This window comes from Mesorhizobium sp. C120A (assembly GCF_030323105.1).
GTDB lineage: Bacteria > Pseudomonadota > Alphaproteobacteria > Rhizobiales > Rhizobiaceae > Mesorhizobium.
Genome location: NZ_CP100476.1, coordinates 5,761,848 through 5,776,542, shown reverse-complemented (window position 1 = coordinate 5,776,542; position 14,695 = coordinate 5,761,848). Strand labels below are relative to the sequence as shown.

At 62.2% G+C, this 14,695-nt stretch carries 14 protein-coding genes; 11 read left to right on the top strand and 3 right to left on the bottom strand.

All coding sequences use genetic code 11. The annotated features are described in order from the left end of the window. Nucleotides 1–46 precede the first annotated feature (46 nt). Nucleotides 47–724, bottom strand: coding sequence for an MIP family channel protein (locus NL532_RS28295; protein WP_023681822.1), 678 nt, complete (start codon nt 722–724; stop codon nt 47–49). A 319-nt stretch (nt 725–1,043) separates the two neighbouring features. Between NL532_RS28295 and NL532_RS28290 the strand changes: the two genes are divergently transcribed. From NL532_RS28290 to NL532_RS28260, 7 genes are all read left to right on the top strand, one after another. Further along, entirely contained in the window at nt 1,044–2,333 is a 1,290-nt protein-coding gene (locus NL532_RS28290) for an RsmB/NOP family class I SAM-dependent RNA methyltransferase (protein ID WP_023827930.1), read from the top strand. A 72-nt stretch (nt 2,334–2,405) separates the two neighbouring features. After that, nucleotides 2,406–2,858, top strand: coding sequence for a TspO/MBR family protein (locus NL532_RS28285; protein WP_023704461.1), 453 nt, complete (start codon nt 2,406–2,408; stop codon nt 2,856–2,858). Between the two features lie 85 nt (nt 2,859–2,943). After that, complete coding sequence (locus NL532_RS28280; protein WP_023686843.1) at nt 2,944–3,402, top strand: PaaI family thioesterase; 459 nt, start codon at nt 2,944–2,946, stop codon at nt 3,400–3,402. Continuing rightward, nucleotides 3,402–4,067, top strand: a complete 666-nt coding sequence (locus tag NL532_RS28275; RefSeq protein ID WP_031204112.1) for a 5'-methylthioadenosine/S-adenosylhomocysteine nucleosidase — start codon at nt 3,402–3,404, stop codon at nt 4,065–4,067. The genes NL532_RS28280 and NL532_RS28275 overlap by 1 nt, the downstream gene beginning before the upstream one ends. Before the next feature lie 55 nt (nt 4,068–4,122). Beyond that, nucleotides 4,123–5,700, top strand: coding sequence for a glutamine-hydrolyzing GMP synthase (gene guaA / locus NL532_RS28270; protein WP_023827931.1), 1,578 nt, complete (start codon nt 4,123–4,125; stop codon nt 5,698–5,700). A gap of 351 nt (nt 5,701–6,051) precedes the next feature. After that, nucleotides 6,052–6,231 carry a hypothetical protein gene (locus NL532_RS28265; RefSeq protein WP_502881990.1) on the top strand — a complete coding sequence of 60 codons (180 nt, stop codon included), beginning with the start codon at nt 6,052–6,054 and terminating at the stop codon, nt 6,229–6,231. 201 nt (nt 6,232–6,432) lie between these two features. Beyond that, nucleotides 6,433–6,981, top strand: coding sequence for a hypothetical protein (locus NL532_RS28260; protein WP_023827932.1), 549 nt, complete (start codon nt 6,433–6,435; stop codon nt 6,979–6,981). 172 nt (nt 6,982–7,153) lie between these two features. On the opposite strand, the gene NL532_RS32455 is transcribed toward NL532_RS28260, so the two are convergent. Both NL532_RS32455 and NL532_RS28250 read right to left on the bottom strand, forming a co-directional pair. Then, on the bottom strand, nt 7,154–7,495 hold the full coding sequence (locus NL532_RS32455) for an SDR family oxidoreductase (protein ID WP_502882010.1): 342 nt from the start codon (nt 7,493–7,495) through the stop codon (nt 7,154–7,156). 237 nt (nt 7,496–7,732) lie between these two features. Further along, complete coding sequence (locus tag NL532_RS28250; RefSeq protein WP_023667728.1) at nt 7,733–9,079, bottom strand: family 1 glycosylhydrolase; 1,347 nt, start codon at nt 9,077–9,079, stop codon at nt 7,733–7,735. A gap of 919 nt (nt 9,080–9,998) precedes the next feature. Here NL532_RS28250 and NL532_RS28245 point away from each other — a divergent pair. The 4 genes from NL532_RS28245 to NL532_RS28230 all read left to right on the top strand — a co-directional run bounded on the left by NL532_RS28245 (nt 9,999) and on the right by NL532_RS28230 (nt 14,688). Continuing rightward, nucleotides 9,999–11,213, top strand: coding sequence for an ROK family transcriptional regulator (locus NL532_RS28245; protein WP_023827933.1), 1,215 nt, complete (start codon nt 9,999–10,001; stop codon nt 11,211–11,213). Further along, nucleotides 11,210–12,463, top strand: a complete 1,254-nt coding sequence (locus NL532_RS28240; RefSeq protein ID WP_023667730.1) for a M20 family metallopeptidase — start codon at nt 11,210–11,212, stop codon at nt 12,461–12,463. Before NL532_RS28245 ends, NL532_RS28240 begins: the two co-directional genes overlap by 4 nt. Before the next feature lie 31 nt (nt 12,464–12,494). Continuing rightward, complete coding sequence (locus NL532_RS28235; protein ID WP_031202536.1) at nt 12,495–13,556, top strand: substrate-binding domain-containing protein; 1,062 nt, start codon at nt 12,495–12,497, stop codon at nt 13,554–13,556. 70 nt (nt 13,557–13,626) lie between these two features. Next, nucleotides 13,627–14,688 carry a substrate-binding domain-containing protein gene (locus tag NL532_RS28230; protein WP_023827935.1) on the top strand — a complete coding sequence of 354 codons (1,062 nt, stop codon included), beginning with the start codon at nt 13,627–13,629 and terminating at the stop codon, nt 14,686–14,688. Nucleotides 14,689–14,695: the final 7 nt, after the last annotated feature.

The following is a 14,695-nucleotide window of genomic DNA, read 5'->3' as shown; positions in this document are numbered from 1 at the left end:
GGGCGCGGGCTGAGGCCCGCGCCCTTCGTTTTCGCAGGCTTCGAAATCAGTCCTTTTCGAAGATGCGTGCCTTGGCGACGACGCCAGCGATTGCGCCGCCGATCAGCGGCGCAACGATGAACAGCCAGAGCTGGCTGAGGGCTGCGCCGCCGGTAAACAGCGCCGGGCCGATCGAACGCGCCGGATTGAGCGAGGTGCCGGTCACCGGGATCATTGCGAAGTGGAGTCCGGCCAGCGTCAGGCCGATGACCAGGCCGGCGAACGCCGTCGAGTGCTTCTCGGCGGTGACGCCGAGGATGACGGTGACGAAGGTGAAGGTGCCGATCAGCTCCCACAGGAAGGCCGAACTCGTCCCCCATTTCGCCACGTCCCAGCCATTGGCGCCGAAACCGGTGGTGTGCCCGCCGGTCTGGCCGGAGACGATGATCCACAGCGCCAGCGAGGCCAGAATGGCGCCGATGATCTGCGCGATCCAGTAAGGAATGACATCCTTGGCCGGCAGCCGGCCGGCAAGGAAGACGCCGAGCGTGACGGCCGGGTTGAGATGTGCGCCTGAGATGGGACCCACCGCGTAAGCCGCCGCAATCAGGCCGATGCCGAACGCCAGACCGATGGCTTCCTGGCCCAGCGGCAAGTCGGCGAGAAAGCCACCCGTCGCCACCGACGCCGTGCCGATAAACACCAATAGAAATGTCCCTAGAACTTCCGCAAGATACGTTTTCATTGCCCTCTCCTCGTATCGATCCGTCGGTCCGCTTTTCCGCGCCGCGAATCATGGCGCAAAGAGTATTCCCAACGCAAAAGCTTGGAAAGCTGAGCAATTGCGCCACAGATCGTGCTTACGGCGGCCAGTTACCAACATTAGAGACCTTGCATATATTTGAGATTTGTTATCGCCGGCGGGCGGACATTTGCCGGCGGGGAAAATCGTCGGCCGCGAGCGGAAGGCCTCGTCGCCGCGAAATTCAAGCGGGGTTCAATCTCGACGCGAAACGCTCTAAGAGCAGGCCGAAAGATACTGTGCTCGATAGATGGAATGACGAATGCGACTGGGCGGACGGCTGGCGGCAGCCATTGAAGTGCTGGACGACATTGGCCGGCGCCACCGGCCGGTGGCCGATGCGCTGAAAGATTGGGGCCTGTCGCATCGCTTTGCGGGCGGCGGCGACCGCGCGGCGATCGGCAACATCGTCTACGACGCGCTGCGCCACAAACGTTCCGCCGGCTGGCTTTTGGGTGAAGACACGCCCCGCGCCATCGGCTTCGGCGCGCTGCTCATCGAATGGGGCCAGACGCCGCAATCGCTTAACGATGCGCTCCAGGGTGACAAGTTCGCGCCGCCGCTGCTCAGCGCCGCCGAGTTGCAGGCGCTGGCCGAGCGCCGGCCTGAAGACGCGCCGGAGGCGGTGCGGGCGGACATACCCGACTGGTGCGCGCCGCTCTTCGAACGATCCTTTGGCGCAGACTGGGTTGCGGAAGGGGCGGCTTTGGCGACCCGCCCGCCGCTCGACATCAGGGTCAATACGCTGCAGTCCGACCGCGCCAAAGTGCTGGCGGAACTCGCCGAAACCGGCGCCAAGGCAGCCGCTATCGCGCCACAAGGCATTCGCATCCCGCCCATCGACGGCGACGGCCGGCACCCCAACGTACAGGCCGAGCCGGCTTTCCAAAAGGGCTGGTTCGAGGTTCAGGACGAGGGTTCGCAGATCGTTGCAACCCTTGCCGGCGCGCAAGCCGGGATGCAGGTGCTCGATTTCTGCGCCGGCGCCGGCGGCAAGACGCTGGCGCTATCTGCGGCGATGGCCAACAAAGGTCAGGTCTTCGCCCATGATGCCGAAAAGGCGCGGCTGGCGCCGATCTTCGACCGCATCCGCCGTTCGGAAAACCGCAACGTCCAGGTTGTCACCAAGCCGGCTGAGCTCAGCCCCCTCGCAGGCCACATGGACATTGTGCTGGTCGATGCGCCCTGCACCGGCAGCGGCACCTGGCGGCGCCGTCCAGACGCCAAATGGCGGCTGACGCAAAGACAGCTCGATGCCCGCAAGGGCGAGCAGTCGGCGATCCTCGATGCGGCGAATGCCTATGTCAAACCGGGCGGCCTGCTGGTCTACATCACCTGTTCGGTGTTCGACGAGGAGAATGGCGAGCAGGTCGCCGCCTTTCGCGAACGGCACAAGGGCTTCGTTCCGGTCGATCATCGCGCGCTCTGGGATGCCAGCTTCCCCGGTCACGCAGCGGCCGCCCGGATCGGCAAGACAAGCGATATCTCGCTGTCGCCGGCTCTGAGCGGCACCGACGGGTTCCATTTCTGTGCGCTGCGTCGGGCGAATTGACGCTGCGATTGACAGGCTGACATAGCGCCAGTTGCAGATGCGCGGCGTCGGCCGCCAGACGGGGTAGAATTCTTGCAAAGATATGTGTCGCTTCTGCTTTTCCTCCTTCTGGTGCTCGGCGGCGGCCTGTTGATCGGCTATGCGACGCTGCCGGGTGAATGGTATGCCTCGCTCGCCAAGCCGCCCTTCAACCCGCCCAACTGGGTCTTCGCGCCGGCCTGGACGCTCCTCTATGTGCTGATCGCCGTGGCCGGCTGGCGGACATGGGAGCGGGAACGAGCAGCCGCCGCGATGAAGATCTGGGCCCTCCAGCTTGTTCTGAACTTCGCGTGGTCGCCGACTTTCTTCGGCGCCAAACAGATGGGGCCGGCACTGGTCGTGATCCTGGCTCTTCTCGCCAGCATTGCGCTGTTCATAGCCACGGTGTGGAACCGCGACCGGGTTTCCGGCTGGCTGTTTGCGCCCTATGCCGCGTGGGTAGCCTTCGCCACCTTGCTCAACGCGTCGCTGCTCCTGTTGAACTGAGTGCTTTTGCTGCAGTGCAGCAAAAGCATTTGCGTGGCGTTCAGGCGTCTGCGATAAGCTTTGCAGATAAATCAGGGCGATGGCCATGGCAGCAAAGATCGTACCCGCACCCGATTATGAGGACCGCGTCAGGGCGTCGTTCGCGCGCCAGCAGGCGATGGCGACCATCGGCGCCGAACTGACGCTTGTGACGCCGGGCATCATCGAGATCGAAATGCCCTATTCGGCCGCACTCACGCAGCAGCATGGTTTCCTGCATGCCGGCGTGATTTCGACCGCACTGGACTCGGCTTGCGGCTACGCCGCGTTCTCGCTGATGCCGGAAAATTCCGGCGTGCTGACCATCGAGTTCAAGGTCAATCTCCTGGCGCCCGGCCGGGGCGAACGCTTCCTGTTCCGCGGCTCGGTGACCAAGCCCGGCCGCACCATCATCGTCGCCGACGGCCAGGCCTACGCCTTTGCCGCCGATGGCGAGGCCAAGCTGATCGCGACCATGACCGGCACGATGATGACGGTGGTTGGCCGTGACGGGATAGCAGGCTGATGGCCAAAATTACGCGAATTGGTGGCAAGGACGTCCTCTTCGTCATGGCGGCGCAGGCCGAGTACGGTCCGCATCTGCAAAAACTGTTCACGCCGCTGATGACGGGCGTCGGCCCGGTAGAGGCAGGTGTGCGGCTCGGCGCCGAACTATCATGGCTGAAGTCTGAGAAGACGCTGCCCGATCTCGTCGTCTCGCTCGGCTCCGCCGGCAGCCGCACACTGGAGCAGACGGAAATCTACCAGGCGGTCTCGGTCAGCTATCGCGACATCGACGCTTCGCCGCTAGGCTTCGAAAAAGGCGCGACGCCGTTCCTCGACCTGCCGGTGACCCTCCCGCTATCATTCAGGATTCCGGGCATTAAAGAAGCCAGCCTGTCGACCGGCGGCGCCATCATCACCGGTGCCGCCTATGACGCCATCGCCGCCGACATGGTCGACATGGAAACCTTCGCCTGCCTGCGCGCCTGCCAGTTGTTCGATGTCCCGCTTATCGGCCTGCGCGGCATTTCAGACGGTGCAGCCGATCTGCGCCACGTTGGCGACTGGACCGAATATCTGCATGTCATCGACGAGAAGCTGGCGGATGCAGTCGTGCGCCTCGAACAGGCCATCGGCTCCGGCACGCTACACAAGGAGCAGCCTGGGCAAGAGCCGGCAGCGCTCTGAAAGTCGGGCTACGCACCCCATTGCGCCGACTCGTTTCTTTCTCTAAAGGCTCGCCATGACGACAGCCAATCATCCCGATACAGTCCTGGCCGACACCGTTCTCATCATCGATTTCGGCAGCCAGTTTACGCAGCTCATCGCCCGCCGCATCCGCGAGGCCGGCGTGTTTTCCGAGATCGTGCCGTTCCAATCGGCCGAAGCTGCCTTCAAGCGCATCAATCCGAAAGCCGTGATCCTGTCGGGCGGTCCCGCCTCGACATCGGACATCGGCAGCCCACGCGCGCCGCAGATCGTCTTCGATGCCGGCGTGCCGGTGCTCGGTATCTGCTACGGCCAGATGGCCATGTGCGTGCAGATGGGCGGCGTCGCCGAAAGCTCTAACCATCGCGAATTCGGCCGCGCCTTCGTCGAGATCGAAAAGGACAGCCCGCTGTTCGAAGGGCTGTGGGCGCCCGGCCAGCGTCACCAGGTGTGGATGAGCCATGGCGACCGCGTCATCTCGCTGCCCAAGGGGTTCGAAGTCTTCGGCAAGTCGGAAGGCTCGCCCTTCGCCATCTTCGGCAATGTCGCGCGCAAGATGTACGGCATCATGTTCCACCCCGAAGTGGTGCATACGCCGGATGGCGCCAGGCTGCTGAGAAACTTCGTGCACAACATCGCCGGCATCGAAGGCGACTGGACGATGCGCGCCTATCGTGAGCACGCGGTCGAGACCATTCGCAAACAGGTCGGCAAGGGCAAGGTGATCTGCGCGCTGTCGGGCGGCGTGGATTCATCGGTCGCTGCCTTGCTGATCCACGAAGCGGTAGGCGACCAGCTGACCTGCATTCTTGTCGACCATGGCCTTATGCGCAAGGACGAGGCGGCCGGCGTCGTGGCGATGTTCCGCCAGCACTACAATCTGCCGCTGATCCTGGTCGACGCGTCGGAAAAATTCATCTCGGCGCTGGAAGGCGAGTCCGACCCCGAGAAGAAGCGCAAGACCATCGGCCGGCTGTTCATCGAAGTGTTCGAGGAAGAGGCCAAGAAACTCGGCGGCGCCGATTTCCTGGCGCAAGGCACGCTCTATCCCGACGTCATCGAGAGCGTCTCCTTCACCGGCGGCCCGTCGGTGACCATCAAGTCGCACCACAATGTCGGCGGCCTGCCGGCGCGCATGAACATGCAGCTGGTCGAGCCGCTGCGCGAACTGTTCAAGGACGAGGTGAGGGCACTGGGCAAGGAACTCGGCCTGCCCGAAAGTTTTATTGGCCGCCATCCGTTCCCCGGACCAGGCCTTGCCATCCGCTGCCCCGGCGGTATCACCCGCGAAAAGCTCGAAATCCTGCGCGAGGCCGACGCCATCTATCTCGACGAGATCCGCAAGGCCGGCCTCTACGACGCCATCTGGCAGGCTTTCGCCGTGCTGCTTCCGGTGCAGACCGTCGGTGTGATGGGCGACGGCCGCACCTACGAATTCGTCTGCGCCCTGCGCGCCGTGACGTCCGTCGACGGCATGACCGCCGACTTCTACCACTACGACATGGCTTTCCTCGGCGCGGCGGCCACCCGCATCATCAACGAAGTCCGCGGCATCAACCGCGTCGTCTACGACGTGACGTCAAAGCCGCCAGGCACCATCGAGTGGGAGTGATTCAGGCCCACTCAAACGCCGCCGAAATATGCCATTGTACGCCATAACTATCTGACAACACATATAAACCCATTCGGCGACAATCGGTGCGCAGAGATTGGATTGACGGACCGGCTGACGGACCTTCCGCATATTGGTAGCTCAGATTTTTCGAAGTACCGTCAGATCCAATGAGGCTCTGACGGTATTTTTTTATGCCTTAAGAAATTAAAGATAAAACAAAATTTCTACCGAAGAGCCTCGAAATTGTACTGACGGTACTTTTCAGGAGGTAGCGGGGAATGCTGACGGACGTCGCCCTTAAAGCCTGAACAAAAGAGAAAAATCTACAAGATTGCGGACCGCGACGGCATGTATGTTCGCGTCATGCCCAGTGACGCGATCTCCTTTCGGCTGGATTACAGGCTCAACGGAGCCCGCGAGACGGTCTATCTTGGCAGGTATGGACGGGACGGAATCTCGCTTGCCTCAGCCGTGAGAAGTGTCTCGACGCGAAGCGCGCTATTGGCGAGGGACGGTCGACGGCGATAGAAGCGCCGAGTTGTGACCCCGATCTCCGGCCGACTTCAGCGCCGAAATGGCTACCAAACCAAAGCGATGCCCGGGCCTTCAAGGCCTCTTCTTATTCCGGCCAAGCCGGCCCGGAGCGCCGCATTCACTCACATCCCTTGAACCTGAGTGCAGAGTTGCCGCATCGAAGCCATTTGAGCAGCCGAGTTCGCGCCCGAACCCGTGCTGGTGCTGGCGGTCGTATCGCCAGCTGTATTCGAGGATCCCGAGGTGCCGGTGGTTGTACCCGAACCAGTGCTGTTGCTGGCCGTGGTGTTACTGCCGGTCGAACCAGAGCTGCCTGAAGTGCCGGTGGCTGTGCCAGAGCCGGTGCCGATACTCGCCGTTGTATCACTGCCGGTCGAAGCCGAGCTACCTGACGTGCCGGTCATTGTGCCAGAGCCAGTGCCGTTACTGGCCGTCATTCTCGAGCAGTCGGAGCGAACCTGTGCCTGCTGTTCAGAGCTCAGGGACGACCAGTTCTTGCGGATCTCATCCTGCGACAGAAGTCTTCCCGAATTGGCGTCGCTGAAGAATGAGCCGGAGAGCTTGCTGTCCCAGCCGCTCGGGATACCGCTTTCGCCGGAGCCGGACGTAGAGCTCATACCCGACCCGGCCGATGAGCCGGAAGTTCCGTTCGTGCCGCTGGATGTTCCCGACGACTGCGCCAAGGCCGCGGTGGCGAGACAGAGAGAGATCGCTGTAGCTGTCAAAATCTTACGTTTCATGTGAGTCTCCTTTGGGGTTCGACGCCGTTGCGGCGTCGAATCCTAATCCCGAGGAAAGGCACTTGTTCCTGTAAAGAGTGGAATTCGATGTCATGATCCTTGTGCACCAGCCTTGGCCTCGAATGCGATGCCGGAGCGCTTCAACGACGACTGACGCCTCAGGCGAGAGCTGTCCGCTACTGGGTGTTAGAGGCGATATGCGGAACGCTTCCCGAATAGTTGGGTGCCACCATCGGGTAATTGCGAGGCAGGTTCCATTTGGTTCGGTAATCGTCCGGATTCATGCCCAGTCGGCCAAGGTGCGAACTGCGTCGGGTCTCGGTTAGAGACAGGAGGGTGGCCTTTGCCGCGGCGTATAGCTCGACATGCGGAGCTCGTCTCGACCGCGCACACTCAATATATTTTACGATGACGCCCCCAGATGTCATATGAGCGCATGCCTTTCCGGCGAAATAAATTGCTCCCAGCAGGTCGACGCTCAGCACCTTCAGCCAGCCCGCTCTAGTGAATGCCTCAATGGTTAAAGATTATCAGGCCGGCGCGTTGTTGACGATTATTACCAACCTGCCGAACGCGTGAGCGCAAGTCGACAGCACCGTGATAGCGGCCTCCCCGGCGCGCCCCTTGTCGAACCGATGCGCGCCTTCTCGACCTTGCCTCAACCCACGTCGGCTCACCCGTGCACCTTCGGTGCCCATCCGCATGGCGATGGCCAGTCCAATGCCGCTTGCAGCACCGGTTACAATGCAGTCTTGTTATCCAGGCGCATCGGGTTCGACCTCTTTCTGGGGAGCAGCAAGTGGTTCAGTCCAGCCTTCAGCGACCCGATCCACGCTCAGCAGGCTGCGCGCATAATCCTGTTGCGCGCGAACAATGGCATCGTCTTGCTGTGAGGGAAGAAAGACCGGCAAAGCAAGGCAGACACTTTGTGTGGCCAACAGCTTGTTCCAGTTCGCGATCAGCGCCTTGAAAGCGCGCCCCACCGCCCTCGGATTTCGGTCGAGGTCATAGAGGCCGAGCGGATTGATCCGTCCGTTGTTCTCCCGAAGCGCACTGTCCCAGTCCACCTGATCCGTCAGCGAGTACCAGGTGAAGCCTACGATGGGGATGCCATCGTTGCGGATCCGCAGCACGTTGGCCCACTCTTTCCACAGCCAATAGACGGCCTCGTCTCCATTGGGGCCTTCGCTGATGTTGGTCTCCGTATGCATTACGGGAAGCCGGTAGCGGTTGAAGTACTGCCGCGTGATCTCGTCATAGCCAAACACCTCGCCGGACCCGGACGTCGTTCCGTCTGCCCAAACCCGATGTTCGTTGGTCTGGTAATAGTCGGTGCCCATCACGCAATGCCTGCGCAGATGGCTTTCCAGGAAGAAACTGTATTCTTCGGCCGTCATCCCGTTTTCGAGAAGATAGCGATAGGTGTGCGCGTCGACGTCATGACCGTAGTTGAGGTCAAGCGACAGGAAACGCTCGCTGTTGAACCGTTCCGCTCTGCCGACCGCCTCGGGAGAATCGGCGTGGAAGTATTCCGAGGATTCGCTCTGAATGAAGATGGCGTCCGGCCGCACCTCGAGAATCGCCCGCATGGCAAGCACGTTCGCCTTCACGATGTGCTTGAGGGCGGTGACGAAAGCAGTGTCGCTGCTCAGTTGTTCGTTCCACCATCCCCAGCGGGCCGAAAAGGTGGCGCAGATGAACATCTCATTTATTGGGGTGAAGAGCTGGATCCACGGATAGCGCATCGCGAAATCCCTGGCGTAGTGCTCGAATAGTGTCGGAAAGTCCGGGTTCTGGAAGTTGCCAATCCAGTCCGGCACGCCAAAATGGCAAAGGTCGACGATCGGAAGAATGTCTTTCGCCTTCAGGTCCGCGAAGGTCTCATCGGCGAATGCCCAATCATAACGTCCGTCACCCAGCCATGTTTTGTGGATGGGAGGTCCGTAGCGGAGGAAATGCACCCCGAGATCCTGGACCAGTTCGAAGTCGGTGCGCCATCGTTCGTAGAAGCGGCATTTTTCCATTTCGTCGACGCGCTCCCGGCCTTGTCGAATGGTGGGGGTGCTGTTCTCGATGCCGGTGGCAAACATGAACGTGAACATTGATGGTCCTTAGCCAAGGCGGAGATGCCCGCGCTTGGTCAAACGTTCAGTGCTCGACGCAGTTCCTGCAAGACTGCTTGTCAAGTTCGGTGGGCGCCTGACAACCACGTGCCTGCAAGTGCTATTCACAGTCGGTTGACCGTTCGTTGCGAAAGGCAACGGCACATGGCGGAAAAGCCTTCGAACCGGCTTTTTGCCAAAGCCGGAGAATGGCTGGTCGAGAAGGTTCAGCGGCGATTTCTCCAGCCTCACCCGGCCATTCGGAAAGATGGCGCTACGCTCTTGATTGTGAGCAGGGGCCACCCAGGCATAGGCGGGTCGAGATTGGCGGAATTCTATCCCACGGTTCAAGCGAGCAGCTTGCGCCGAATATGATCGGACTATGCTGGACGGAGAGGTCGGCTTCGGGGCAGCCCAGTTGGCGTCAAACGGGTCTTTGCGAGTTAAGGCGGTATGGTAGTTATCCACGTTTGCAAACTGCAAACGGACGTTCCGCTGCCGGCCCCATTTGAGCCATTCACTGGGAGGCAGACCCGCGGTACATCACCGGTATTCTCGAAGCCAATAGTTAGTCTCGTTCATCGTCCTTTGGTTCGACAGACCCATACGAGAGATACGAGAGATATGGACCGGCGAACCATCCGCTGTATTGATCTCCTGTAGAAAACAGTGACCCTCAGAGACTAGCATGATCGTTATTTGTCAATGCGTTACGAAGCTGTTCGCCCAATTGATTCAAGAAGCTGATCCAGCCACTCGCTGACCGCATTTTATCTTCTGCCGAACGGCAGCAACGCGCCTGAATCCTGCCTCCGGATCAATGTTCGCGTGCGCAAAAACGGCCGCTCGCGAACATACATTGACAGGTCCAGTTCCGAATAATAAGTTCGGTCATAGAACGAATTAACCGGAGTTCAATGTGACTGACCTGCCGCGCATATCCCGTCAGTTCTCACAGCGCTCCGTGATGGAAGCGATCGTCCAGGGCGGGCCGATCTCCCGCGCCTCGATCGCCAAGCTGACGGGCCTGTCGAAGCAGACCATCTCCGAAATCATGCGCGGGCTCGAGCAGGAGGGCTGGGTCCAGGAAACCGGCCGCACCAGCGGCCATGTCGGGCGCACCGCCGTCACCTACGAACTGGTCCACGACGCAGCCTATATCATCGCCGTCGACCTTGGCGGCACCAAGGTGCGGGTCGCGCTGACCGACCTTGCCTGCCAGATCTTTGCCGAAGCCGCCACACCGACCGACCCGCGCGGCGGCCAGTTCGTCGTCGATCAGATTGCAGCGCTGGCCTTCGATGCCGCGGCCAGACAGCACGTCGCGCGCAAGAAGATACGCCTGGCCGTCATCGGCGCGCCTGGCGCTCCTGACCCGGCCACCGGCCGCATTCTAATGGCGCCGAACATTACCGGCTTCGACACAATGAATGTGCTGGATGCCTTCGAAGAAGCGCTCGGCGTCGCGGTGATGATCGAGAACGACGTCAATCTCGCGGTGCTTGGCGAGAACTGGCTCGGCCAAGGCCAGGGCATCGACAATCTCGCCTACATCGCGCTCGGCACCGGCATCGGCAGCGGGCTGATGCTGGGCGGCCATCTGGTGCGGGGTGCTGGGCACGCCGCCGGCGAGATCGGTTTCATGCCGATCGGGGCCGATCCCTTCACCGAGGAATCACTGCGCACCGGCGCATTCGAACGCGCGGTGGCCACCCACGCCATGACCGATCGCTACCACGCCCTCACCGGCAGGCAGGTCTCGGTGCCGGCAATATTCGAGAATGCCGCGCTTGGCGACAAGGACGCGCTCACCGTGCTCGACGAAACTGCCCGCCATCTGGCGCAAGGCGTTGCGGCAATCGCGGCGATCGCCAATCCAGAAAAGTTTATCCTCGGCGGCTCGATTGGGTTGCGGCCCGAAATCCTGTCCAGGGTGCAGGCGCTTCTGCCGCTATGCTTCCCCTATCCGGTCAGGGTCGAGGCGAGCGAACTCGGCGCACGCGCAGCCCTCATCGGCGCGGCGGCAATCGGCCTTGGCCAGTTGCACAACACGCTGTTCGGCGTCGACGCGCCTGATGGCCGGATTTCGCTGCCGCCTGCCCAGGCCGCCGCCCTGAAGGAGGCCGCGATATGACTCACGATATTACCGCCCGCCTGCAGGCAGCGCTCGACCGCGACGACGCACTAACGCTGTTTCGCCGCGCCATCGGCCGAGAGAGCATCACCGGCAACGAAGCCAACTTCGTCGACTTCCTAGAAGCCAGGATGCGCGACCTTGACCTCAGCGGCCTGACCAGGACGGAATTTCTTCCCGGGCGGCCCAACATCTGGGGCGAGCGCAAGGGGGCCGACCAGGGAAAGCGCCTGCTGTTCATGGGCCATACCGACACCGTCCATGTCGACGGCTGGCGCGAGCATTGGGCAGGCACCGAGCGTGAGGATCCGTTCGCCGCCCCGATCATTGATGGTGCTGTCTGGGGCCGCGGCTCAGGCGACCTCAAGGCCGGCATCACTGCTTCGCTGGCGGCACTCGCGCTACTCGACAAGGCAGGCGTTCGCCTCAAGGGCGACGTCGCCTTCGCTTTCATCGGCGACGAGGAGAGCGGCCAGCCCGGCACCGGCATTTCCGCCGGGATCAAGCACTTCGTCGGACGCATCGAGACCGGCGAGGTCACAGCACCCGATTTCAGCGTCTATGTCGAGCCGACCCGCCTGGCCGTTTATGCGGCGCAGATCGGCTTCTTCATCACCGATATCTCGATTACCGGCAAATCCGCCTATTTCGGTGTGCCAGAACTCGGCAAGGATGCGCTCCGTGCAAGCCATGCCGCGATGACGGCGCTTTGGAAGCATTCGGATGAGGTCGCCGCGCGCGCCGAGCACAAACTGGTCGGGCGCGGCTTCCTGCTTATCACCGGGCTTGCCGGCGGCGGCTACATTGCCGTTCCCGAGCGCTGCACGCTCTCGCTGATCCGTAAGCTGTTGCCTGGCGAAGACCTCGACACCGCCGCCGCCGAGATCGAGGCTGCCGTGCGCGGCGCGATCACCGATCCGGATATTTCGGTAGAGTTCGCCTACCCCGCCGGCCGCGACCACAGGCTGGGCGGCACCGCTGCCGAGATCGGCGAAACGCGGGCGGAAGTCGCCATGCTGTCCGACGCGATGGCTGGCGCAATGAGCGGACGCGGCGTCATCGAGGGCGCACCGTTCTGGTCGGAGTCCCCCTTCATCATCAATCAGCTCGGTATTCCTGCCGTCTATTGCGCGCCCGGCGACATCAGGAATTGCCACACATTCGAGGAGCACGTGGATGTCGAGGAATATTTCGCCGGCATAGTCGGCTTCGCCGCCTTCATGGCCCGCTACTGCGGCGTGGCCGACTGAACCACCAACGAAGCAAAATGGGAGAACTGACATGCCGATGAAGACACTGATCGCCGCCGCCTTTGCCGGCGGATTGATGCTTGCCGCCAACCCAGCTTTCGCACAGACGGTCGGCCCGCAGGGCGAGAGCGCCACGCCGAGCGCAGACGTGATCCTAAGCGATGCCGACATCGCCGCGCTCAAGGACAAGGGCTACAAGGCTGCCTTGCTCTGGCACACCTCGTCCGATTTCACCAATGCGGTAACCGCCGGCGCCACCGACGAATTCGCCCGCGCCGGCGTCACCATTGCGGTCAAAACGGATGCCCAGTTCGACTCCGCCCGCCAGCGCAGCGACATCGAGACGGCGTTGGCCGCCAAGCCCAACGTCATCTTGGCGCTGCCGCTCGACCCGGTCACCTCGGCAGAAGCCTTCCGCCAGGCGGTCAAGGACGGCACCAAGCTGGTGTTCCTGTCCAACTTGCCCAAGGGCTACAAGCAGGGCACCGATTACGCTTCGATCGTGACTGACGATCTATTCCAGATGGGCAAGCAGGCTGCGGACGCGATGGCCAAGGCGATCGGCGGCAAGGGCAAGGTCGGCTACATTTTCCACGACGCTGCCTACTACGTCACCAACCAGCGCGACCAAGCCTTCAAGACCACCATCGAGAAGGTGTATCCCGACATCAAGATCGTCGCCGAACAGGGCATATCCGACCCGGCCCGCGCCGAGGAACTGGCCAACGCGATGCTTTTGCAGCATCCCGATCTCGACGGCATCTACGTGACCTGGGCCGAGCCGGCCGACGGCGTGCTGTCGGCGCTACGCGGCGCCGGCAACGCCAGGACCAAGATCGTCACGCTCGACCTCGCCGAGCCGGTCGCGCTTGACATGGTCAAAGGCGGCAATGTCGCAGCCCTCGTCGCCGACAAGGCCTATGAACTCGGCCGCGCCATGGCTGCTTCCGGCATGAAGTCGCTGCTTGGCCAGCCGACACCGGCCTTCGTCGTCGCCCCGGCCCTGACCGTCACCAAGGAGAATGTCGCGCAGGGCTGGAAGGACTCGCTCAACCGCGACGCGCCGCAGCCGGTGCTCGACGCGGCCAAGTAAGGCTCTCGCTCCGGCGCGGCCCGCCGCACCGGAGCTTTTCTTCGACACAAACAAAAAGGGAACCCGGGACATGCGCAAAGCATCTGTAATCATAACGACAGTGGCGAGCCTGCTAGCCATGCACGCCTTCGCCGCTGAAGGCGTCACCACAGGACCGAATGGTGAAAAGCCGGTGCCGGCGAGCAGTCTTACGCTGACGCCAGCCGAAGAGCAGCAGATCAAGGACGGCAAGTTCACCGCCGCCCTCGTCTGGCACGAGATGAGCGAATACACCAACGCCGTCAACGCCGGCGCCCATGACGAATTCAAGCGCCTCGGCATCGAGGTGGTGGCGCAGACCGATGCCGGTTTCGACGCCGCGCGACAGAAGGCCGATATCGAGACGGTGATGGCCAAAAAGCCGTCGATCATCCTGTCGCTTCCCGTCGATCCGGCGACCGCAGCTTCGGTCTACGATCCGGCACGCCAGGCCGGCGTCAAGCTCGGCTTCGTCGACAATTCCCCGGCCGGCTACAAGCAGGGCAGGGACTATGTCGCCATCGTCTCCGACGATCTCTTTCAGATGGGCAACAAGGCCGGCATCGCCATGGCCGAGGCGCTCGGCAAGAAAGGCAAGGTCGGCTACATCTTCCACGATGCCGACTTCTACGTCACCAACCAGCGCGACCAGGCCTTCAAGAAGACCATCGAGCAGGACTATCCCGATATGAAGATCGAGGCCGAGGCCGGCATGGCCGACCCGGCGCGCAGCGAAGACATCGCCCAGGCGATGATCACCCAGCATCCGGACCTGGACGGCATCTATGTCACCTGGGCCGAACCGGCGCTGAGCGTGCTTTCGGCCTTGCGCGGTGCCGGCAACACACACACCAAGATTGTCACGCTCGACCTCAACGAGCCTGCCGCGCTCGACATGGTCAAGGGCGGCAACATCGCGGCCCTCGTCGCCGACGAGGCCTACAGCATTGGCGTGACGCTGGCGCGCGCCTCGGCAGGTTCGCTGGTCGGCAAGAAGGCCGAACCATTCTATGCCGTAGATTCCATCGCCGTCACCAAGGACACGGTGAAGGACGGTTGGAAGAAGTCCCTCAACAGGGACGTACCGGCGGCCATCGCGGACGCGGTGAAATAGGCTCGAG